This is a genomic window from Pseudomonas campi (assembly GCF_013200955.2).
In the GTDB taxonomy this organism is placed as follows: Bacteria; Pseudomonadota; Gammaproteobacteria; order Pseudomonadales; family Pseudomonadaceae; genus Aquipseudomonas; species Aquipseudomonas campi.
In genome coordinates, this window is the sequence record NZ_CP053697.2 from 4,018,270 (window position 1) to 4,038,727 (window position 20,458).

18 protein-coding genes are annotated in these 20,458 nt (G+C 66.5%); 7 read left to right on the forward strand and 11 right to left on the reverse strand.

The features are described from left to right. Window positions 1-15: 15 nt before the first annotated feature. Both HNE05_RS18500 and HNE05_RS18505 read left to right on the forward strand, forming a co-directional pair. The gene (locus tag HNE05_RS18500; protein WP_173210085.1) at window positions 16-1,488 is read left to right on the forward strand and encodes a flavin-containing monooxygenase; all 1,473 of its coding nucleotides are present in this window, start codon (window positions 16-18) and stop codon (window positions 1,486-1,488) included. Window positions 1,489-1,637: 149 nt separating this feature from the next. Next, entirely contained in the window at window positions 1,638-2,261 is a 624-nt protein-coding gene (locus HNE05_RS18505; protein WP_173210087.1) for a glutathione S-transferase, read from the forward strand. 171 nt (window positions 2,262-2,432) lie between these two features. Here HNE05_RS18505 and HNE05_RS18510 read toward each other — a convergent pair whose 3' ends face one another. From HNE05_RS18510 to HNE05_RS18545, 9 genes are all read right to left on the reverse strand, one after another. Next, window positions 2,433-2,978 (reverse strand): hypothetical protein, encoded by a 546-nt coding sequence (locus HNE05_RS18510; protein ID WP_173210089.1) that lies wholly within the window; start codon window positions 2,976-2,978, stop codon window positions 2,433-2,435. Next, complete coding sequence (locus HNE05_RS18515) at window positions 2,954-3,223, reverse strand: hypothetical protein (protein ID WP_173210091.1); 270 nt, start codon at window positions 3,221-3,223, stop codon at window positions 2,954-2,956. The genes HNE05_RS18510 and HNE05_RS18515 overlap by 25 nt, the downstream gene beginning before the upstream one ends. Further along, window positions 3,214-3,345 carry a hypothetical protein gene (locus tag HNE05_RS20600; protein WP_275678997.1) on the reverse strand — a complete coding sequence of 44 codons (132 nt, stop codon included), beginning with the start codon at window positions 3,343-3,345 and terminating at the stop codon, window positions 3,214-3,216. Before HNE05_RS20600 ends, HNE05_RS18515 begins: the two co-directional genes overlap by 10 nt. After that, window positions 3,342-3,644, reverse strand: a complete 303-nt coding sequence (locus HNE05_RS18520; protein WP_420826980.1) for a hypothetical protein — start codon at window positions 3,642-3,644, stop codon at window positions 3,342-3,344. The genes HNE05_RS20600 and HNE05_RS18520 overlap by 4 nt, the downstream gene beginning before the upstream one ends. A 187-nt stretch (window positions 3,645-3,831) precedes the next feature. Then, a complete protein-coding gene (gene creD, locus HNE05_RS18525; RefSeq protein WP_173210093.1) occupies window positions 3,832-5,181 on the reverse strand; it encodes a cell envelope integrity protein CreD in 1,350 nt (449 codons plus the stop codon). Between the two features lie 207 nt (window positions 5,182-5,388). Beyond that, window positions 5,389-5,823: a CBS domain-containing protein gene (locus HNE05_RS18530; RefSeq protein WP_173210095.1), complete on the reverse strand. Its 435-nt coding sequence runs from the start codon at window positions 5,821-5,823 to the stop codon at window positions 5,389-5,391. Between the two features lie 148 nt (window positions 5,824-5,971). Then, the gene (creC, locus tag HNE05_RS18535; RefSeq protein WP_173210097.1) at window positions 5,972-7,396 is read right to left on the reverse strand and encodes a two-component system sensor histidine kinase CreC; all 1,425 of its coding nucleotides are present in this window, start codon (window positions 7,394-7,396) and stop codon (window positions 5,972-5,974) included. A gap of 207 nt (window positions 7,397-7,603) precedes the next feature. Continuing rightward, window positions 7,604-8,284 carry a two-component system response regulator CreB gene (gene creB / locus HNE05_RS18540; RefSeq protein WP_173210098.1) on the reverse strand — a complete coding sequence of 227 codons (681 nt, stop codon included), beginning with the start codon at window positions 8,282-8,284 and terminating at the stop codon, window positions 7,604-7,606. Between the two features lie 70 nt (window positions 8,285-8,354). Beyond that, entirely contained in the window at window positions 8,355-9,599 is a 1,245-nt protein-coding gene (locus HNE05_RS18545; protein WP_173210099.1) for an HD-GYP domain-containing protein, read from the reverse strand. A gap of 172 nt (window positions 9,600-9,771) precedes the next feature. On the opposite strand from HNE05_RS18545, the gene HNE05_RS18550 reads away from it, so the two are divergent. Continuing rightward, window positions 9,772-10,659 carry an acyltransferase gene (locus HNE05_RS18550; RefSeq protein ID WP_173210100.1) on the forward strand — a complete coding sequence of 296 codons (888 nt, stop codon included), beginning with the start codon at window positions 9,772-9,774 and terminating at the stop codon, window positions 10,657-10,659. Window positions 10,660-10,697: 38 nt separating this feature from the next. Here the strand turns inward: HNE05_RS18550 and torT are convergent, their stop codons facing one another. Continuing rightward, on the reverse strand, window positions 10,698-11,729 hold the full coding sequence (gene torT, locus HNE05_RS18555) for a TMAO reductase system periplasmic protein TorT (protein WP_173210102.1): 1,032 nt from the start codon (window positions 11,727-11,729) through the stop codon (window positions 10,698-10,700). Window positions 11,730-11,859: 130 nt separating this feature from the next. Between torT and dbpA the strand changes: the two genes are divergently transcribed. The 4 genes from dbpA (at window position 11,860) to HNE05_RS18575 (ending at window position 19,306) form a co-directional block, all read left to right on the forward strand. Then, window positions 11,860-13,236, forward strand: a complete 1,377-nt coding sequence (gene dbpA, locus HNE05_RS18560; RefSeq protein ID WP_173210105.1) for an ATP-dependent RNA helicase DbpA — start codon at window positions 11,860-11,862, stop codon at window positions 13,234-13,236. A 240-nt stretch (window positions 13,237-13,476) separates the two neighbouring features. Continuing rightward, on the forward strand, window positions 13,477-15,669 hold the full coding sequence (yccS, locus tag HNE05_RS18565) for a YccS family putative transporter (protein WP_173210107.1): 2,193 nt from the start codon (window positions 13,477-13,479) through the stop codon (window positions 15,667-15,669). Window positions 15,670-16,109: 440 nt separating this feature from the next. Then, window positions 16,110-17,246, forward strand: coding sequence for a BaiN/RdsA family NAD(P)/FAD-dependent oxidoreductase (locus tag HNE05_RS18570; RefSeq protein ID WP_420827014.1), 1,137 nt, complete (start codon window positions 16,110-16,112; stop codon window positions 17,244-17,246). Between the two features lie 263 nt (window positions 17,247-17,509). Then, on the forward strand, window positions 17,510-19,306 hold the full coding sequence (locus HNE05_RS18575) for a diguanylate cyclase (RefSeq protein ID WP_173210111.1): 1,797 nt from the start codon (window positions 17,510-17,512) through the stop codon (window positions 19,304-19,306). 243 nt (window positions 19,307-19,549) lie between these two features. Here the strand turns inward: HNE05_RS18575 and HNE05_RS18580 are convergent, their stop codons facing one another. Beyond that, window positions 19,550-20,416, reverse strand: coding sequence for a type 1 glutamine amidotransferase domain-containing protein (locus HNE05_RS18580; RefSeq protein ID WP_173210113.1), 867 nt, complete (start codon window positions 20,414-20,416; stop codon window positions 19,550-19,552). Window positions 20,417-20,458: the final 42 nt, after the last annotated feature.

Consider the following 20,458-nt stretch of genomic DNA (forward strand, 5'->3'; position numbering starts at 1 on the left):
CCAGCAGGTGAGTTCATGGCCAGCGAGTCCCCCGTTCTCGGCGTTGCCATCATCGGCGCCGGCTTCTCCGGCATCGGCATGGCGATCCGCCTGCATCAGGCCGGCATCGACGATTACCTGGTCCTCGAACGGGCCGCCAGCATCGGCGGCACCTGGCGCGACAACCACTATCCGGGCGCCGCCTGCGATGTCGAATCGCACCTCTATTCGTTCTCCTTCGAGCCGCGCGCCCACTGGTCACGCAAGTACTCCGGGCAGGCGGAAATCCTCGATTACCTGCAGCACTGCGTGACGCGCTACGGCCTGGCCCCGCGCATCCGCTGCAATGCCGCGCTCGCTGGCGCCGACTATGACCAGGCGGCCGGTCTCTGGTGCCTGCGCCTGGCCGATGGCGAGACGCTGCGCGCCCGGGTGCTGATCAGCGCCGTCGGCGCGCTCAGCGAGCCGAGCATTGCGCCGCTGCCGGGGCTGGCGGAGTTTCGCGGGGTGCAGTTCCACTCGGCGCAGTGGAACCATCAGCATGACCTGCGCGGCAAGCGCGTGGCGGTGATCGGCACCGGCGCCAGCGCCATCCAGTTCGTCCCGCAGATCGCCGAGCAGGCCGGGCAGCTGCTGCTGTTCCAGCGCACGCCGCCGTGGATCCTGCCCAAGGCCGACCGGCGCTTCAGCGCCACCGAGCAGCGCCTGCTGCAGCTGGCGCCCTGGCAGAAGGCCTACCGCGCGCTGATCTACTGGATCAACGAGTCCCGCGCGCCCGGCTTCACCCGCAGCAGCGACTGGCTGCTCAAGCCGGCCGAGGCCATGGCCCGCCACCATCTGCAGCGCCAGGTCGCCGACCCGGCCCTGCGCGCCGCGCTGACCCCGGACTACCGCATCGGCTGCAAGCGCATCCTGATCGCCAACGACTACTACCCGGCCCTGCAACGGCCCAACGTGCAACTGGTGCAGAGCGCCATCAGCCGGGTCGGGGCGGACTGCATCGACAGCGCCGACGGCGTGCGCCATCCGGTCGATACGCTGATCTTCGCCACCGGCTTTCGCGCCACCGAATACCTCAGCGGCGTGGACATCCGCGGCCGCGCCGGGCTGCCCCTGGGCCAGGCCTGGCAGGCGGGCGCCGAGTCCTACCTGGGTATCGCCTGCGCCGACTTCCCCAACTTCTTCATGCTCACCGGGCCGAATACCGGCCTGGGCCACAGTTCGATGATCTTCATGATCGAGGCGCAGATCCACTTCATCCGCCAGGCCATCCAGCACCTGCGCCGCGCCAACCTGCGCAGCATCGAGGTGCGCCGCGAGGTGCAGCAGGCCTTCGCCCGCGAAGTGCGCCAGCGCATGGCCAGCTCGGTGTGGGCCAGCGGCTGTCGCAGCTGGTACCTGGACGCCGCCGGCCACAACACCACCCTGTGGCCGGCCAGCACCCTGGCCTACTGGCGCCGCACCCGGCACTGGCGTGCCAGTGAATTTGCCCTGGAAAGCCAGGCCTGAGTTCTGCGTAGCACCAGGCAAGGCAAGATCGGCGATGCGTGCTGTCTAACCAAGCACATGCGCCCAACTCGTAGCCCGGATGCAATCCGGGAAATTCCGCTCCCGGATTGCATCCGGGCTACGCTTGCTCACCTGCTAAGGAGCCCCCGATGAGCACTATGACCCTGTTCCATTCCCCCTCTTCGCCCTTCGTACGCAAGGTGCTGGTGCTGCTGCACGAGACCGGACAGAGCGAGCGCGTGGCTCTGCAGGCAGCGCAGCTGACGCCGCTCAGCCCGGACGCCGGGGTCGTCGAGAGCAACCCGGCCGGCAAGATTCCCGCCCTGCGCCTGGCCGATGGCTCGGTGCTGCACGACAGCCGGGTGATCCTCGATTACCTCGACCAGCAGCATGTCGGCGCGCCGTTGATCCCGCCTAGCGGCAGTGCGCGCTGGCGCCGCCTGACCCTGGCCTCGTTGGCCGATGCCATCCTCGATGCGGCGGTGCTGATGCGCTACGAGACCTTCCTGCGGCCGCCGGAAAAGCGTTGGGACGAATGGTTGGCCGCGCAACAGGAGAAGATCGAGCGAGCCCTGGCCTACTTCGAGCAGGACTGCCTGGCCGAGCTGAGCAGCCACTTCGATATCGCCGCCCTCAGCCTGGCCTGCGCCCTCGGCTACCTCGACCTGCGCCAACCCGAGCTGGGCTGGCGTGAACGCTATGCCGGGCTGGCCGCCTGGTACGCCGATGTCAGCCAGCGGCCGTCGATGCTGGCGAGCATGCTTCCGGCCTGAGAGCCTCTCGGACACTCCCCTCTCCCACTTGTGGGAGAGGGGCCGGGGGAGAGGGTATGGGCCAGCACACCCTCTCCCCAACCCTCTCCCGTGAACGGGAGAGGGGGCAAAAGCGCTCCGCACCGGCCTCGACACGCCCGCTGGTGCGGCAGAAAAGAGCCTCAGCAGGCTCTAACCGAAGTAACCGAACACAATCAGCCCCTCGGCCGGGATCACCAGCAGCAGGCCTTCGTCCTTGTGGCTGTAGAACGCGCCGGGGCCGTGCATTGCGCGGAGGATACGCCGAGTCAGGGCCTGGTCGCTGTCGGCACATTGCAAGCCCAGCTCCACCGGCGAAATCTTTTCCCCTGCCGGGGTCGTCTGCCAGGGTTCATAGCGGTAATAAGGCTCGTCGGCATGCCCACGGGCCTGGCGCGCCTCGGCCAATGCGGCCAGGCCATGGCTGGCCAGACGCTGCCGCATGGCCGCCGACATGCGCCACACCGCCACCCCGCAACCCTCGCGCAAGCCACTCTCGCCGCCGATCAGCACTACACCGGCCGGTTCGATGCCCGCTGGCAGGGCCGCGATGGAGTGTTGCCGCTCGGCCACCTTGAACCCCAGGTACAGCACCAGCAACAACCAGCAGTACAGCAGCAGGCCGCGATAGAGCAGGCGGCCGAGCCAGCGGACAGCCTGTCCCAGACGCGCATTCAGCACAGGAAATAACCCAGCCACAGCGCCACCACCAGCAATCCGCCAAGCTGCAGGCCACGACGCAGGAAGGCGCCGCGCTCGGCATCAACCCACGCCCAGGACGGCACTTGCAGGGCCAGGCTAAGCAGCGCCAACGGCGTGAAGAAGGCATTGAACGGCCAGGACGGCAGCAGCAGACCAAGCAACACGACCAGCAGGTAAGCCAGGGTGCTGCCGCTCATCAGGCCGACGCTGAAGTCCCATGCGTAAAAACGGCTTAGCGACATTTCGGCTGTTCCTTGTGCTGCGGTTTATCCAGCCCGCGCTGCGCAGCGAACAAGCGGGCAATGCGCCGCGCCAGCAGATGCCCCTGGCGCGCGTCCTCGCGCAAGCCGACATGGCCGCTCATCGCACGTACCACAGGCGGAAGAAACCCAGCGCCAGCAACAGGGCGACCTGGGCCAGGGCCACGCACAGCTGCAGGAAGGACTGCACATGGCTATTGGCGGCGGCATCCGGAACACCGATCAGGGCGCTCCAGAAGGCCTCCGGCAGCAGCAGGCCGAGGCTGGCCAGCGGCTTGCCCGTCAGCATCAGGCCATCGATCAGGCTGAACTGGCCGACGAACATCAGGCCGATCAGCAACAGCCCGGCCACCACCAGGCCAAGGGCGAAACAGGCGGAAAACTGCATCAACAGGCGAATCATCATCAACTCCTTAGAACCTGCTCACGATCTCCTGGCCGTCGGCCATGCCGCGTTAACAGCAGGCTCGGAATGCTCATTTACAGCTCGTAAACTGCGCTTCCTCGCCTGCTTTTGCCTTGCCTGGCTCTAGTCCAAAAGATCGTGAGCAGGTTCTTGGCGGGCGCGGCCGGGGCCGCGCCCGCAGTGATTAGGCGGCCGGAGCCGCGGTGGTTTTACCTATGCCGTACCAGTCCAGCTTGCGGGTCAGCACCATCACGGCGGCCAGCAGAGCGAAGACCAGCAATGAGCCCATCAGCAGGGCGTAATCCTCGGCGTTGAGCAGGGCGTAGAGCATCGCGTAGAGCCCGGCCAGGCCGGCGGTGAACGCGGCGCCGCGCAACCAGCTGTGCAGCACGTGGCTGACGTAGAAGCCGATCAGCAGCACACAGGCCGAGGCGGCCAGGGCGTAGGCGCGGGCGAAGGCCATGTGCTCGGCGAGCGACAGCAGCAACAGGTAGAAGAGCGCCAGCGACAGGCCGACCAGGCCGTACTGCACCGGGTGCACGGCCAGGCGCTTGAGCACTTCGAAGAGGAAGAAGCCGGCGAAGGTCAGGGCGATGAACAGCAGGGCGTATTTGATCGCCCGGTCGCTCTTCAGGTATTGGTCCACCGGATCGACGAAACTGACGCCGAAATGGCGCGCCTTAAAGGCGTGGCACTCGCCGCCGCCCACGCAATCGCCCAGCGCCTCTTCCAGGTTGGTGGCGAAGAAGCTGGTCTGCCAGCGCGCGTTGAAGCCGTCCTGGCGAATTTCGCGCTCGCTCGGCAGGTACTCGCCGACGAAGCTCGGGTGCGGCCAGTCGGCCTTGAGTTCGACCTGGCTTTCGCGGCCGACCGGGGTCACGTCGAGCTGGCCGGTACCCTGCAGCTGCAGGTCGAACGCGTACTCCAGACGCTGCGCTGCGGACGGATCGAGCGCCGGCAACGGCGCATGCACGCCAGCCCCGAGCAGGCTGTCGGCGCTGCCCGGCTGGAAGCCGAGGGTCTGTTCATTGAGCTTGAGCTTGAGGTCGTTCTTGATGCCGCGAATATCGCTGATGCCGACCGAGAGGAACGGCGCCTCGAAGCGGTAGTCGGCGAAATCCTCACTGATGCCGAACTGCGCCGGCAGCTCGAAATGGCCGCTGATGCGGTTGTTGCTGTGGTACAGGCGCGCCTCATAGATGCCACGAGCACGCAGCTCGGTGGTCACGTCGCCACCCATGACGAAACGCTCGGGCAGGAAGTACAGGCGCCCACGTTCCTCGCGCTCCTCGAGGTAACGCTGGCCGGTCTTGGCGTGGGTCTTCCACTCGCGCAGGGTCTTGCGGTACGGCAACACCAGCAGCGGGCCGGTCAGTTGCTGGCTGTAGCTGGAGCTGCGGGCAATGTCCTGCAGCACCTCGTCGCGCAGGCCCTGACGCTCCTCGATCATGCCGTCGATCATGATGATCGGGATCATCAGCAGGAAGATCAGCAGGGCGATCAACCCCAGCTTGATGGCAAGGCTTCGGTTCATGGTGGGACTCTCCGGGGGTGAATGTGGGGGAGAGTCTGCTGCGGGTCAGTGTGCGGTGAATGCGCGGATTATGGAGAGAAGATGGAGTTTGTGTGGTTCGAGGAACCCTGTGGGGCGGCTTCAGCCGCGATGGCTAGAGCACATCGCGGATAAATCCGCTCCCACACGAGCGGGCCCGGCGTTTGCCTCGCCGCTAGCAGGTCCGGCTTATTCGCCGCGGATGTACTGCTCCAGTTGCTGGATCAGGCTGGCCTGGTCGGCGATGGTCACCTTGACCAGGTCGCCGATCGACAGCAGGCCGATCAGCTCGCCTTCGGCCACCACCGGCAGGTGGCGCAGGTGGCGATCGGTCATCAGCTGCATGCACTCCTGGGTGGTGTTGCGCGGGCCGACGGTGATCACCTCGGCGGTCATGATTTCACTGACCTTGGCGCCGAACGCCGAACGTTCCAGCAGCGCCACCTTGCGCGCATAGTCACGCTCGCTGACGATGCCGACCAGGCGCCCGCCGGCCATCACCACCAGCGCGCCGACGCCTTTTTCCGCCATCAGCTGCACGGCCGCGAGCACCGTGTCATCGGGGCCGACGCTGTAGATATAGGCATTGGCTTTGGTTCTGAGAATTTCTGCGACTGATCTCACTCTTGTTCTACTCCCTGGCAATGACCCCATTGTTTTAGCAGAGACCGACGCGTTTCACGACTATCGGCATAGGTCGCAGGCGAAGTCGCTCTGCAGCGCAACGACACACGAACAAATGCAACAAGCGGGCCCGCGCGCAGCAGCGGCGCTAACTCAAGGCCAGTCGCAGCAGCGCCTGGACACCGCCGGGCACATTGCCGACCTGCAACGAACCGCCATGCAGGCCGGCCACTTCCTGCACGAAGTTGAGCCCCAGACCTGTGCTCTTGCGCCCACTGCTGGGGCGCGGCAACGAGTAGAAGCGCTCACTCAGACGTGGCAGCGCATAGTCGGGAATGGCCTCGCCCTGATTGAACAGGCTGAGCTGTACGGCGTCGCCCTTCACCTCGGCAGAGAAGCGCAGCAGGCCGCCGGGCGGGGTGAAGTCGAGGGCGTTGTCCAGCAGGTTGGCGAGGGCCTGGCGCAACAGAAAGCGCTCGCCGCTGACGCTCAACCCGGTATCGATAAGATTTTCCACCTGCAACCCGGCCGCCTCGATACGCGCCGCCTGGCTTTGCCGCAGCTCCTCGACCAGCTCATGCAGCAGCACCGGCACGCGTTCTTCCAGGCCCTGGCGCTGTTCGACCAGGGCCAGGTTGAGCAGGCGCTCGATCAGTTGCTGCAGGCGTGCGCCTTCGCTGGCGATATTGGCCACGAAACGCTGGCGCTGCTCGGCCGGCATCTCGCCTTCGAGCAGTTCGGCGGCGCCACGGATGGCCGCCAGCGGGCTCTTCAGTTCGTGAGTGAGGGTGTGCACGTAGCGCTCGACATAGTCCTTGCCCTCCAGCTCCGTGCGCATCTTCTGCACCGCCGTCGCCAGCTGGGTCAGCTCGCCACCGCGCAGAGCCGGCAGCTCGGCGCGCTGGCCCTGGCTGACCGCCTGGGCATAGCGGGTCAGCTTGCGCAGCGAGCCGCTGAGCCACCAGGACAACACCCCGCCAATCAGCAGGCCGAGCACGATCAGCCCGGCGCCGAGCCAGCCGAGGCGGCGCTGCGAGCGCTCGATATAGGGTTGCAGCGACTTGTTCGGCTTGGCCACCGAGACCACGCCGATGATCTGCTCGCCATCCTTGATCGGCGCCGCCACGTACATCACCGAACTGTCCTCATCGGCCGGGTCTTCGCGGGTCGAGCGGGCGCCGTACTGGCCCTGCAGGGTCAGGTAGACATCGTTCCAGCGCGAGTAGTCCTGGCCCAGAGCCGCGCCGCTGGAGTCGAGAAGGACGATGCCCTGGGCATCGGTGACATAGATGCGGTGATTGACCGCGCTCTTTTCCACGCCCCATATCTGCGCCTGCGGCTGGCGCTGGCCATAGGCCTTGAGCAGCGCGGGCAGACGACTCTGCCCCAGGCTGCCGGCCTTGACCTCGTCACGCAGGATTTCCGCCAGCAGGTTGGCGGTATCGACCAGGGTTTCCTCGGTGCTCTGGCGCACACCGGGGCGGATCTCGTCCATCACCGTGCTCAGCACGAACCAGCCGGCCAGGCCGACGAAGAGGAAATAAACCAGGAAGATCCGTACGCCTAAGGGCATTGCTGAGCACCTTGAAAACTGTTGTGACGTCATGGCCCAGAGCCTGACAACTCCCCTCTCCCACTTGTGGGAGAGGGGCCGGGGGAGAGGGTGTTGGCCCACCTACCCTCTCCCCAACCCTCTCCCGTAAACGGGAGAGGGAGCAGAAGCGCTGCGTGCTGGCTCTACGCGCCGTTATGGCGCTGCAAAAAAGATCCGCAAAGCTTCTCAGACCAGCTTAAGGCTGTAGCCCAGCCCCCGATGGGTCTGGATCGGTTCGGCATCCGCGGCCACCTGGCGCAGCTTGGCGCGCAGGCTCTTGATGTGGCTGTCGATATTGCGCTCGTAGCCGGCATCGGCCGCCACGCCAACCGAATCGAGCAGCTGTTCGCGGGAGAACACCCGCTGCGGCTGGCCGAGCAGGGTCTGCAACAGGCGGAATTCGTGCCGGGTCAGGGCCAGCAACTGGCCGTGGTAATGGATCTGTACCCGTTCGGCATCCAGCAGGAACGGGCCGTTCGCAGCCTCGACCGGGGCAGTCACGCGAGGTGCCATGCGCTTGAGGATGGCCTTGACCCGCGCCGCCACTTCACGGGGGCTGAAGGGCTTGATCACATAGTCGTCGGCACCGATTTCCAGGCCCACCACCCGATCGATCTCGGCATCACGGGCAGTGAGGAAGATCACTGGCACTTCGGAAAAGCGCCGCAGCCGCTTGCAGGCCTCGAAGCCACTGATATCCGGCAGGCCGACATCGAGAATCAGCAGATCGGCCGGGCTGCGCTCCTGCAGGGCCAGGGCCGGTTCGGCCAGTTGCAGCCAGGTGGTGGTGAAACCCTCGGCCTGCAGGGCATAGACCAGGGTATCGGCGATGGCGGCTTCGTCTTCGACAATCAGAATGTGCGGCATGGCGTCCGTGCGGGCAGAGGGCTGATGCCGGCACGGTGCCGCAGCGGCAGGCGCGGCGTCAATCCGCTTCTCAGTCGAAGTACGAGCCCTTGCGCGCCTCCAGCCCCGACCAGAGTTCCTCGATGTTCTTGAAGCCCCAGTCCTCGACCGACTCACGGCCGACGATCTTGTCGCGGCCAACCAGCTTGGCCAGGTCGATGATCTCCGGGGGAATCGGCACCTTCGAGCGGGCGGAGAAGAACACCTTGATCCGTGGCGTCAGCAGCGACTTTTCGTGCTGCTCCATGACCACGCCGAGGCGGCCGCTTTCCAGGCGCACCAGGGCGCCGACCGGGTAGATGCCGACCGATTTGACGAAGGCCTGGAACACCTTCTCGTCGAAATGGCCCTTCCATTCGGCCATCTTGCGGATCGACTCGGCGGGGTCCCAGCCCTGTTTGTAGGGGCGATCCGAAGTAATCGCGTCATACACATCGCACACCGCGCCCATGCGCGCGAACAGGCTGATCTGCTCGCCGGCCAGACGATGCGGGTAGCCGGTCCCATCGTATTTCTCGTGGTGGTGCAGGCACACATCCAGCACCAGCGCGCTGACCTGCTGGAGGTCGCGCAACATCTTGCTGCCCGCTTCGGGGTGACTGCGCATGGTGCCAAACTCGGCGTCGGTGAGTTTGCCCGGTTTGTTGAGGATCGCATCCGGGATCGCCATCTTGCCGATGTCATGCAGCAGGCCGGCCATGCCCGCCTCCCGCACCTGCTCCTCACTCAGGCCAAGCTGACGGGCCAGGGCAATCATCAGGGCACACACGGCCAGCGAGTGCATGTAGGTGTATTCGTCGGAGGTTTTCAGCCGCGCCAGACTGATCAGCGCATTGGGGTGGCGCAGCACCGAGTCGGAAATCTCTTCCACCAGTTCGGCAGCGTGCTCCAGTTCGACCGCCTGGCCCATGCGCGCATCACTGAACATCTCGACCACGGCCGCCTTGGAGCGCGCACAGAGTTTCTGCGCCCGCGCCAACTCCTGCTCCAGGCTGACCCGTGCCGGTGGCGTCTTGCTCTCGGCGGCCAGCAGACGCGCCTCGGTTTCCGCCGCGACTTCCTCAACCGTCTTGCTGGCCTGACCAGGCGCCAGATCGAGGCCCTTGCCGACATCGATCCACACCTCGCTGACTTCGCTGGCATGGATGCGCAGCAGGTCGCGTTCGCTGTCGAGCAGGAAGCGGCCCTTCCAGAAGGGATGGTCCATCCATGAGCCGCAGAATTCGTGGATATACATACCGAGACACAACTCGGAAACCGCAATGCGCTTCAGCACGTTAGAGACCAGGGACAGGTGAGAGGAATGCAACGACCCACTCAGCATATGCGATAGAACGCCACAGAGGCACATTGACATCAGTCAACCAACACGTCCTTTAGTCGAGTCGGATGCAGCCGCCAGACGAGCGGTTATCATCCACCCTCCACGAGGGCGACAAGGACTTGCCATGCGTCGACTGCTGACCGCCAGCAGCATCATCCTGCTGCTTCTGCTCAATACCCTGACCCTGATCGGCCCGCTGCTGCTGATCGCCCTGCTCAAGCTGGCCGCGCCCAACCGGCGCCTGCGCGCGCTGTTCTCGCGCGGGGTGATGTGGGTCGCCGAGACCTGGGCGGAAATCGACAAACTGATCTTCGCCTGGCTCACCCCCACCGTCTGGGACATCCGCGGCGGCGCCGGGCTGCGCAGCGACCGTTCCTACCTGGTGGTGAGCAACCACCAGTCCTGGGTCGACATCCCGGCGCTGGTCCAGGCCTTCAACCGCAAGACGCCCTACTTCAAGTTCTTCCTCAAGCAGGAGCTGATCTGGGTGCCGTTCCTCGGCCTGGCCTTCTGGGCCCTCGATTACCCCTTCATGAAGCGTTATTCCAAGGCCTACCTGGCCAGGCACCCGCATATGCAGGGCAAGGATCTGGAGATCACCAAAGCCGCCTGCGAGCGCTTCAAGGATTTGCCGGTGACCGTGGTCAACTACCTCGAAGGCACCCGCTGCACCCCGGCCAAGCAGGCCCAGCAAGGCTCGCCCTACCAGCACCTGCTCAAGCCCAAGGCCGGCGGCGTGGCTTTCACCCTGGCCGCGCTGGGCCCGCAACTGGATGCCTTGCTGGATGTCACGGTGGTCTATCCGGGCAACCGCGCACCGGGCTTCTGGGCGCTGCTCAGTGGCCAGCTGGAGAAGGTCATAGTCGACATCCGCACCCTGGAGCTGGACCCGACCCTGTGGAGCGGCGACTACGAGGGCGATGCGCAGTTCCGCCAGTTCGTCCAGGGCTGGGTCAGCGCTTTATGGGCAGACAAGGACGCACGGATCAGCGAGCTGAAGCGCCAGCTGTAACAGGCGCCGGCAGCAAGCAGCAAGAGTCAGAAAAGCCGTTACTGCGGCAAATCGCGGCGGATCATCCAGTGGCCTTCCGGCGGCATCAGCCGGCTGATATCGAAGCGCGACAGGCTGCGCTGATCGAGCATCTCGATCAGCGGGCTGACCAGCCTGGGATGCGGCTGGCGCTCCAGCGCACGCACGGCCAGATCAATGGCGATGCGCGCCTGCAGCACCGGTGAATCGGTGGGGGCGGCGAGGATGAAGCCATCGCGGATCTGCTCGATGATGCGCTCGGTGGTGTAGGTCGCCAGCACCTGGGCGCGGTAATGATTGCCGGAAGTCTGCACCAGCTGCGCGGCAAAACCGGCGGCTTCGGCATTGCCCAGCAGGTAGTCGACATCGCTGTGCTCGCTCAGCAGACGACGCACCAGCTGAGCCTGGCTGGCGCGATCCACCGGCGCATAACCGCCGTGATAGAGCGTCACCGGCTGGTTCTGCAAAGCCTGGTGCAGGCTGCTCTCGCCATCCGCCACCCAACCGGCGCCCTGTGGTCCCGGCAGCCAGCCGATACTGAACGGGCCGGGCTCGCGACTGCCTTCGATATAGGCGAGCACTTCGCGCATCATGTCGGCGAAGCTGACTTGCGAGCGGGCGCTGATCCCTGCGCAATCCAGGCGATTGACCAGGTCGATGACCGGTTTGCCCTCGCCCTGCAGCTGGGCGATCAGCGGGCACAGATCCGTGGTGTTGATCGAGGCGATCACATAGGCGTCGGCCTTCTGCGCGCGGCACGCCTGCAGCTGGGCAATCTGCGTCTGCGGGTTCTCGTAGCCACCGGCTTCGTAGATGCCCAGTCGCACGCCCTGGCGCGCGGCCTCGTCATCCAGGCCCCAGGCCACGCCCCACCAGTAGCGATCCTTGCCGTGCGGCAGCAGCGCACAGATGCGCCAGGCTTGCGCGGCGCGCGCCAGCGGCTGGTAGTTCAGCGGCTGGCCATCTGCCTGCACCGCCACGGGGTACCAGTCAGCCACAGCTTGCAGGCTGGTCAGGCAGAGGCAGAACAACAGGCCCTTGAGCGCGCGCATCGAGACGAGCCTTAGCCGGTGACAGCAGAGTGGTTTCCCAGCAGCTTAGGCGCTGGCGCTGGATATTCCTACGGGTGAGGGCGACCACGCCTGATACACTTCGCCTCATTCCTTCTTGCAGGCTCCTCCCGTGAACAGCGCTTTCTCCTCCTTGCCCCTTTCCGCCGCCATGCTGGCCAACCTCGACGCCCTCGGTTATGCCGAGATGACGCCGATCCAGGCGCAAAGCCTGCCGGTGATTCTCAAGGGCATGGACCTGATCGCCCAGGCCAAGACCGGCAGCGGCAAGACCGCAGCCTTCGGCATCGGCCTGCTGGCACCGCTAAATCCGCGCTTCTTCGGTTGCCAGGCGCTGGTGCTGTGCCCGACCCGCGAGCTGGCCGACCAGGTCGCCAAGGAGCTGCGCCGCCTGGCCCGCGCCGCCGACAACATCAAGATCCTCACCCTCTGCGGCGGCGTGCCGTTCGGCCCGCAGATCGGCTCGCTGGAACACGGTGCCCACGTCATCGTCGGCACCCCGGGGCGCATCCAGGAACACCTGAAGAAGGGCACCCTCAAGCTCGACGGCCTCAACTGCCTGGTGCTCGACGAAGCCGACCGCATGCTCGACATGGGCTTCTACGACAGCATCGCCGAGATCATCAACCAGACCCCGGCCAAGCGGCAGACCCTGCTGTTCTCCGCCACCTACCCGACCGGTATCAAGCAGCTCAGCGCGACCTTCATGCGCGACCCGCAGCAGGTCAAGGTCGAGGCCCTGCACGACGATGCGCAGATCGAACAGCGCTTCTACGAGATCGCCCCGGAGCAGCGCATGGATGCCGTGCTCAAGCTGCTCCACAGCTACCGCCCGGAATCCTGCGTGGCCTTCTGCTTCACCAAGCAGCAGTGCCAGGAGCTGGTCGATCACCTGACGGCCAACGGCATTTCCGCAGCCGCACTGAATGGCGACCTGGAACAGCGCGACCGCGACCAGGTGCTGGCGATGTTCGCCAACCGCAGCCTGTCGGTGCTGGTGGCCACCGACGTGGCGGCCCGCGGCCTGGATATCGACGCCCTGGACATGGTGATCAACGTCGAGCTGGCGCGTGACTCGGAAATCCACATCCACCGCGTTGGCCGTACCGGCCGCGCCGGTGCCAAGGGCATGGCCATGAGCCTGGTCGCCCCGGCCGAAGGGCAACGCGCCCAGGCCATCGAAACCCTGCAGAAGAGCCCGCTGAACTGGCACCCGCTGAGCAGCCTCAAGGTGCAGAGCGGCGAGCCGCTGCAACCGCCGATGGTCACCCTGTGCATCGGTGCCGGGCGCAAGGAGAAGCTGCGCCCCGGCGACATCCTCGGCGCACTCACCGGCGAGGCCGGGCTGCCCGGCGCGAAGATCGGCAAGATCGCCCTGTTCGACTACCAGGCCTTCGTCGCCGTCGAGCGCGACGTGGCCAAGCTAGCGCTCAAGCGCCTCAGCGAAGGCAAGATCAAGGGTCGCTCGCTGCGCGTACGCCCACTCTGAGCACCTGATTACGGTCTGCCCCAACCGGCGATGAACACGGCGGGCAGATCGCAACCAGCCGCTGAGTGCAAGGTCGCTCAAGGATCGGCCCCGCGCGGCCACCCACTACCGACCTCACAGCCCAGCGGCAAAATCGCCCGCGGCTTTTGCCCCAACGCCCGCTAGACTGGTGCCTTGACGGTGGCTTGCGCCGTCTTCTCCAAGACCCTTATCACACTCCCGGCGGGTAGCCGTTCGCCCATGCCTTCATCGCTCGACTTCACCCTGCGCAGCCTGTGGGCGCGCGAAAAATTCACCTACGGCATCCGCGTGTTCATCGCGCTGGCCGGCTCCATGGCACTGTGCTGGTACCTGGACAAGATCGCCCTGGTCATCCCGCTGTTCCTCGGCTGCATCGCCAGCGCCCTGGCCGAGAGCGACGACCACTGGCGCGGCCGCCTGCAGGCCCTGCTGGTCACCCTGCTGTGCTTCGCCGCCACCGCCACCGCGGTGCAATTGCTGTTCCCCTACCCCTGGCTGTTCGGCATCGGCCTGGCCCTGGCCGCCTTCGCCATGACCCTGCTCGGCGGCATCGGCGAACGCTATGCGGCGGTGGCCTCGGCCACCCTGATCCTGGCGATCTACACGGCCATCGGCCTGGAACACCGTGGCGGCGGCATGGGCAGTTTCTGGCAGGAGCCGCTGCTGCTGATTGCCGGTGCGGCCTGGTACGGCCTGCTCGGGGTGATCTGGAGCGCGCTGTTCAGCCAGCAGCCGGTGCAGCAGGCACTGGCGCGGGTGTTCATCGAGCTGGGCGCGTTCCTGCGTCTCAAGGCCGCGCTGTTCGAACCGCTGCGCCAGCTGGATGTGGAAGCCCGGCGCCTGGCCGTGGCCAAGCAGAACGGTCAGGTGGTGAATGCCCTGAACCAGGCCAAGGACATCATCCTCAACCGCATGAGCCGCAAGCGCAGCGGGCAGAAGACCAACCGCTACCTCAAGCTGTACTTCATCGCCCAGGACATCCACGAGCGCGCCAGTTCCTCGCACCACCCGTACAACGCCCTGGCCGAAGCCTTCTTCCACAGCGACGTGATGTTCCGCTGCGGGCGCCTGCTCAGCCAGCAGGGCAAGGCCTGCCAGGCCCTCGGCACGGCCATCCGCATGCGCCAGCCGTTCGACTACAACGACAACAGCCAGGCCATGGCCGATCTCAACGCCTCCATGGCCTACCTGCGCGAGCAGAACAACCCGGCCTGGCGCCGCCTGCTGCGCTCGCTGGCCGCCCTGGCCGGCAACCTGGCAACCCTGGAACGCAAGCTGACCAGCGCCAGCAACCCCGATGCCCTGGCCGACGAGCAGGACAGCACGCTGCTCGACCGCTCGCCACAAAACCTCAAGGATGCCTTCGAGCGCCTGCGCCAGCATGTCTCGCCGACCTCGCTGGTGTTCCGTCACGCCCTGCGCCTGTCGGTGGCCCTGGCCGCCGGTTATGGCCTGCTGCACTGGGTGCATCCGCAACAGGGCTACTGGATTCTGCTGACCACCCTGTTCGTCTGCCGGCCCAGCTACGGCGCCACCCGCCTGCGCCTGGTACAGCGGGTCAGCGGCACCCTGCTCGGCCTGGTGGCAGGTTGGGCGCTGATCAGCCTGTTCCCCGATCCGCTGCTGCAGTCGCTGTTCGCCGTGGTCGCCGGGGTGGCCTTCTTCACCAACCGGGTCGACCGCTACACCCTGGCCACCAGCGCCATGACCCTGGTGGTGGTGCTCTGCTTCAACCAGGTCAGCGACGGCTATGCGGTGATCTGGCCGCGCCTGGTGGATACCGTGCTGGGCACGGTGATCGCCGGCCTGGCGGTGTTCTTCATCCTGCCCGACTGGCAGGGGCGCAAGCTCAACCAGGTACTGGCCAGCACCCTGAGCAGCAACAGCCGCTACCTGCTGCAGATCATGCAACAGTACACCTCCGGCAAGCGCGACGACTTGAGCTACCGCCTGGCCCGGCGCAACGCACACAACGCCGATGCGGCGCTGTCGACCACCCTGAGCAACATGCTCATGGAGCCCGGCCACTTCAGGAAAGACGCCGAGACCGGCTTTCGCTTCCTGGTGCTGTCGCACACCCTGCTCAGCTACCTGTCGGCCCTCGGCGCGCACCGCGTGAGCCTGGCCGACGATGCCAGCGACGCCCTGCACGACCGCGCCGTGGCGCATATCAGCGCGGCGCTGGAGAGCATCGCCAGCAGCCTGCGCGACAACCAGCCGGTGGCGGTCTACAGCGAGGCCGACCAGGCCCTGGCCGAGGAGCTGGAACAGCTGCCGGAAGAGATCGACGAAGGCCACCGCCTGGTGCAGGTGCAGCTCGGCCTGATCTGCCGCCAGCTGGCCCCACTGCGCACCCTGGTCGCCCACCTGCAGAAGCAGCAGCCGGAGGCGGTGGTGGCCAAGGCGGCCTGATACAGCGGCCCTCTCCCCCGGCCCCTCTCCCGTGAACGGGAGAGGGGTGACTAACCCCCAGCACCGCAAACTGGTGGATGCACGGAGCCGCTCCTGCCCCCTCTCCCATTTATGGGAGAGGGCTGGGGAGAGGGGCCGTAGGGCGGGTGAAACCCGCGTGCCCGATAACGACTGCCGCGGGTTTCACCCGCCCTACGCACCACCGCGCCGACAACCGCGCGCAAGCTCGCCAAGCCGTAGCCCGGATGCAATCCGGGGCCGGAGCTGCCTGCATTCCCGGATTGCATCCGGGCTACGACCGCGCCTGCCGCGCTCGTCCGACGACCACCCGCAAGCCCGCCAGCGCTTTCCGCTAGAATGCGCGCCTTTGCGACTTATCCGAGGTTCCAGCCGTGTCCTTCTTCCCGGTCATCATCATTGGCGCTGGCGCCGCCGGCCTGATGTGCGCAGCCCAGGCGGGCGCGCGCGGGCGTCAGGTGCTGCTGCTCGATCACGCCAACAAAGCGGGCAAGAAGATCCTCATGTCCGGCGGCGGACGCTGCAACTTCACCAATATGTACAGCGAGCCGGGCAACTTCCTCTCCGGCAACCCGCACTTCTGCAAATCGGCCCTGGCCCGCTACACCCAGTGGGACTTCATCGAGCTGGTGGGCAAGCACGGCGTGCCCTACCACGAGAAGAAGCTCGGCCAGCTGTTCTGCGACAACAAGGCCAGCGACATCCTCAACCTGCTGCTGGCCGAGTGCGACGCGGCCGGCGTCGACCTGCGCCTGGACACCAGCATCGAGCAGATCGACAAGCTTGAGGCCGGCTACCGCCTGCTCACCAGCGGCGGCAGCTTCGACTGTGAATCCCTGGTGATCGCCACTGGCGGCCTGTCGATCCCCACCCTCGGCGCAACGGGCTTCGGCTACCAGGTGGCACGGCAGTTCGGCCACGAGCTGCTGCCGACCCGCGCCGGCCTGGTGCCGTTCACCATTACCGAGCCGCAGCTCAAGGAGCTGTGCACCGAGCTGTCCGGCACTTCGGTGGAAGACTGCCTGGTGAGCTGCAATGGGCAGAGCTTCAAGGAGAACATTCTGTTCACCCACCGCGGCCTCAGCGGCCCGGCGATCCTGCAGATTTCCTCCTACTGGCAGCCCGGCGACAGCGTGCAGATCAACCTGCTGCCGCACCTCGACCTGCCCGAGTGGCTGGCCGAGCAACAGCGCGAGCGGCCCAACAGCGAACTGAAGACCGTACTTGGCGAGCTGTTCACCAAGAAGATGGCCAACCTGCTGGCCGAACAGTGGTTCGTCTCCAAGCCGCTCAAGCAGTACACCCCGGCCGAGCTGAATACCGTGGCCACGCGCCTGGCCGAGTGGACGCTGATCCCGGCTGGCACCGAGGGCTACCGCACCGCCGAAGTCACCCTGGGCGGCGTGGACACCCGCGAGGTCTCGTCGAAGACCATGGAGTCGCTGAAATCACCGGGGTTGTACTTCATCGGCGAGGTGCTCGACGTCACCGGTCATCTGGGCGGCTTCAACTTCCAGTGGGCCTGGGCCTCGGCCCATGCGGCGGCGCAGTTCGTCTGAGAACCTGTTCCATGATCGCGGAAGCTCCCCTCTCCCACTGGTGGGAGAGGGGCTGGGGGAGAGGGGATTGGTCAGCACACCCTCTCCCCATCCCTCTCCCGTAAACGGGAGAGTGGGAAAAGGCGCCCCCCATCCACCCTGAACAGCAGCCTGGCAGGCCGCCAAAAGACTTTAAAATCGTGGAGCAAGGCTGGGCAGCCCTATTGGCACTCTGCCAGTATTGGCGGATGGCGCCCCGCGGCGCAGATCACCCGAGTATCCCGATGCCTGACGCCCGTCACCATCCTTCGCTGCCCCTGCTGATGCTGCTCGCCCTGCTGCTGAGCCTGCTGACGCTGCCTGCGCGGGCCGCCCTGGTGCTGCACGATGACAGCCAGCCCGTGGCCCTGCTCGGCCAAGTCGACTACCTCACCGACCCGAGCGGCGCGCTGCAACTGCAGGCGCTGCTCGCCAGCCCCGAGCGTTTCCACAGCAGCGCCGGGCGCCGCGACCTGGGTTTCGGCTATGTCCAAGGCGCCATCTGGCTGCGCCTGCAGGTCGAGTCCGCGGCCAGCCAGCCGCGCGACTGGCGCCTGGAAATCGACTATCCCTCGCTGGATCGGGTCGACCTCTACGATGCCGGCGCAGACGGCGTGCGCCACAGCCAGGCCGGCGACATGCTGCCCTTCGCGGAGCGCAGCGTCGGCAACCGCAACCCGGTGTTCGACCTGCACCTGCAACCTGGCGAGCGCCGCACCCTGTACCTGCGCGCCAGCTCCGCAGGCAGCATGACCCTCGGTGCCAGCCTCTACTCGCGGCAGGCCCACGAACTGCACAGCATCCAGGGCTACGTGGTTCAGGCGCTCTACGGCGGCACCCTGCTCGCCCTCGGCTGCTACAACCTGCTGCTGTTCCTCGCCCTGCGCGAACGGCCGTTTTTCTATTACGTGTTGTTCGTCAGCGTGTTCGCCATCGGCATCCTCGGCCTCAACGGCATCGGCGCGCAGTTCCTCTGGCCGCAAGCCGGCTGGTGGACCAACCGCGCCCTGCCCTTCGGCATCAATGGCGCAGCGGCCATCGGCATCCTCTTCGCGCGCAGCTTCCTCGATACGCCGAAATGGCTGCCGCGTGGCGACCGCTGGTTGCGCCTGGCCTTCGTCGTCGTAGCCTGCTGCGCCCTCGCCACCCTGCTGCTACCGGTACAACTGGCCCTGCAGATCATGTCGATTTCCGGCATCGCCATGTGCCTGACCCTGCTCGGCACCGGCTTCGTCTGCCTGAAGAATCGGGTGCCGGGCGCCGGCATCTTCGCCCTGGCCTGGAGCATGCTGCTCGGCGGCGCCGTCCTGCTGGCGCTGCGCAACTTCGCCCTGATCCCGTCGAACTTCTTCACCATCCACGCCATGCAGATCGGCTCGTCGCTGGAGATGATCCTGCTGTCCTTCGCCCTCGCCGCGCGCTTCAACGTGCTCAAACGGCAGAAGGAACAGGCCCTGCAGCAGCATGAGCGCCAGCTGGAGCTGCGCGTGGCCGAGCGCACCGAGGCCCTGGAAGATGCCAACCAGCGCCTGCGCGGCCTGGCCATGAAAGACCCGCTCACCGGCCTGGCCAACCGCACCGCGCTGCAGACCCAGCTGGAGCTGGCCATCCGCCGCTCGCAGCGGCGCCAGGAGTTGCTGGCCGTGATGCTGATCGACCTGGACGGTTTCAAGCCGATCAACGACCAGCACGGCCACGCCCTCGGCGATCAGGTGCTCGCCGCCATCGCCCGGCGCCTGCAGCACTGCGCCCGCGAAACCGACCTGCCGGCGCGTTTGGGTGGCGATGAGTTCGTGCTGGTCTGCGAGACCATCAGCTCGCCCCAGCACGCGGAACAGGTGGCGCAGCGGATTCTCGAACAGATCAGCCTGCCCATTGAACTGGACCAACTGACCGTGCAAGTCGGCGCCAGCATCGGCATCGCCCTCAGTCGCGGCGAGGACAGCGGCACTCTGCTGATCCGCCGCGCCGACGCCGCTATGTATGCCGCCAAGGCCAGCGGCCGCAACCGCGTGCAGTTGCATGAGGTCACGCCGGCCTGAAGGGCGGCGGTCAGGAGTCTGTTACTGCTCTCGGAAACGCCCCACTCCCCCGTATGGCAGTGGGGCCTACAAGCCGCGCCACGGCGCCGTTAGCCCCGGAGCGAAGGATTAGTCACCCCTCGCCCGTTTACGGGAGACGACTGCAGGGATGCAGGAGGTAGAGCGTCGCCGGGAGCTAAAGCCGAGGGGCCGGGGGAGAGGGCTGCGCCCCGCCGACGCCTTATCCCCAAGAGGCCGCCTCGCTCAGACCTTTGGCAGCAACTCGATAAAGCTCCGCGTCCAGCTGTGCACATCGCCCGGCCAACGCGCCGACACATAGTTACCGTCCCGCACCACCCAGGCCGGACGACTGTCGCTGGCGCTGTCGCGGTGCAGGCCGCTGGTCTTGCGCCAGTAGTCGGCGGCATCCTTGGGCACATCGAGAAAGTCCGCCGGGCTGGCCAGCAGGCGCCCGACCTCGCCCTGCACACTCATATGCCCGGCCGCCTCACCCGGCGCCTCCAGATAGGTGCGGTAATAATCGCGATCCCACCAGCGCCCGTAGAAGCGCGTCAGGTCCCAGGCAGTCTTCTCCATCTGCCAGGTCAGCCCGGTGGTCTTGCGCCCGTGCAGCACCGAGCGGCCATCCGCCGCGCGGCTGCGCGCCACCAGCAAGACGCCATGGCAGACCGCCGCCAACGGCTTGTCGGCGGCCATCCACGCCGCGATAAAGGCCTGCAGCGCCGGACTTTCCAGGTACTCGCGCATGCCGCGCGCCCAGTGCCCACCCGGCACCACCACCCCGGCGAAGTCCTCGACACGCAGGCGCTCGTGGCGCAGCGGCTGGCGATAATCCGCATCGGCCAGCATCTCCGCGCAGGCCTCGCGCGCATCGCCACGGGCGCGCAGCAGCAAGCCGAGCAGCTTGAAGCGGCGCAGGCCGGCAATCCGCCCCCAGGGATCGAGCCCTTCACCGCTCAGCATCAGCGGGTCCGGCTGCGCCGGCAGGCCGTCCGGGGTGGCGAAACACACGCGGTAACCGGCCTGGCGCAGCAGGCGCCAGCTCAGGGCGGCTTCACTGGGGTCGTAGTCACGGCACGGCAGGGGAATGACGACACAGGGTGCGGGCATGCGCGGTCTCTCGGTAGGCGGCAAAGGCTCGACCATAGCAGC

Excerpts from the sequence above, each read along its gene's own strand:
- HNE05_RS18550 (WP_173210100.1), top strand. The coding sequence starts at position 9,772 with ATGCGTCGACTGCTGACCGCCAGCAGCATCATCCTGCTGCTTCTGCTC.
- HNE05_RS18500 (WP_173210085.1), top strand. The coding sequence starts at position 16 with ATGGCCAGCGAGTCCCCCGTTCTCGGCGTTGCCATCATCGGCGCCGGC.
- HNE05_RS18570 (WP_420827014.1), top strand. The coding sequence starts at position 16,110 with ATGTGCGCAGCCCAGGCGGGCGCGCGCGGGCGTCAGGTGCTGCTGCTC.
- HNE05_RS18520 (WP_420826980.1), bottom strand. The coding sequence starts at position 3,644 with ATGATTCGCCTGTTGATGCAGTTTTCCGCCTGTTTCGCCCTTGGCCTG.
- yccS (WP_173210107.1), top strand. The coding sequence starts at position 13,477 with ATGCCTTCATCGCTCGACTTCACCCTGCGCAGCCTGTGGGCGCGCGAA.
- creB (WP_173210098.1), bottom strand. The coding sequence starts at position 8,284 with ATGCCGCACATTCTGATTGTCGAAGACGAAGCCGCCATCGCCGATACC.
- torT (WP_173210102.1), bottom strand. The coding sequence starts at position 11,729 with ATGCGCGCGCTCAAGGGCCTGTTGTTCTGCCTCTGCCTGACCAGCCTG.
- creC (WP_173210097.1), bottom strand. The coding sequence starts at position 7,396 with ATGCCCTTAGGCGTACGGATCTTCCTGGTTTATTTCCTCTTCGTCGGC.
- HNE05_RS18575 (WP_173210111.1), top strand. The coding sequence starts at position 17,510 with ATGCCTGACGCCCGTCACCATCCTTCGCTGCCCCTGCTGATGCTGCTC.
- HNE05_RS18515 (WP_173210091.1), bottom strand. The coding sequence starts at position 3,223 with ATGTCGCTAAGCCGTTTTTACGCATGGGACTTCAGCGTCGGCCTGATG.
- HNE05_RS18580 (WP_173210113.1), bottom strand. The coding sequence starts at position 20,416 with ATGCCCGCACCCTGTGTCGTCATTCCCCTGCCGTGCCGTGACTACGAC.
- creD (WP_173210093.1), bottom strand. The coding sequence starts at position 5,181 with ATGAACCGAAGCCTTGCCATCAAGCTGGGGTTGATCGCCCTGCTGATC.
- HNE05_RS20600 (WP_275678997.1), bottom strand. The coding sequence starts at position 3,345 with ATGAGCGGCCATGTCGGCTTGCGCGAGGACGCGCGCCAGGGGCATCTG.
- HNE05_RS18505 (WP_173210087.1), top strand. The coding sequence starts at position 1,638 with ATGAGCACTATGACCCTGTTCCATTCCCCCTCTTCGCCCTTCGTACGC.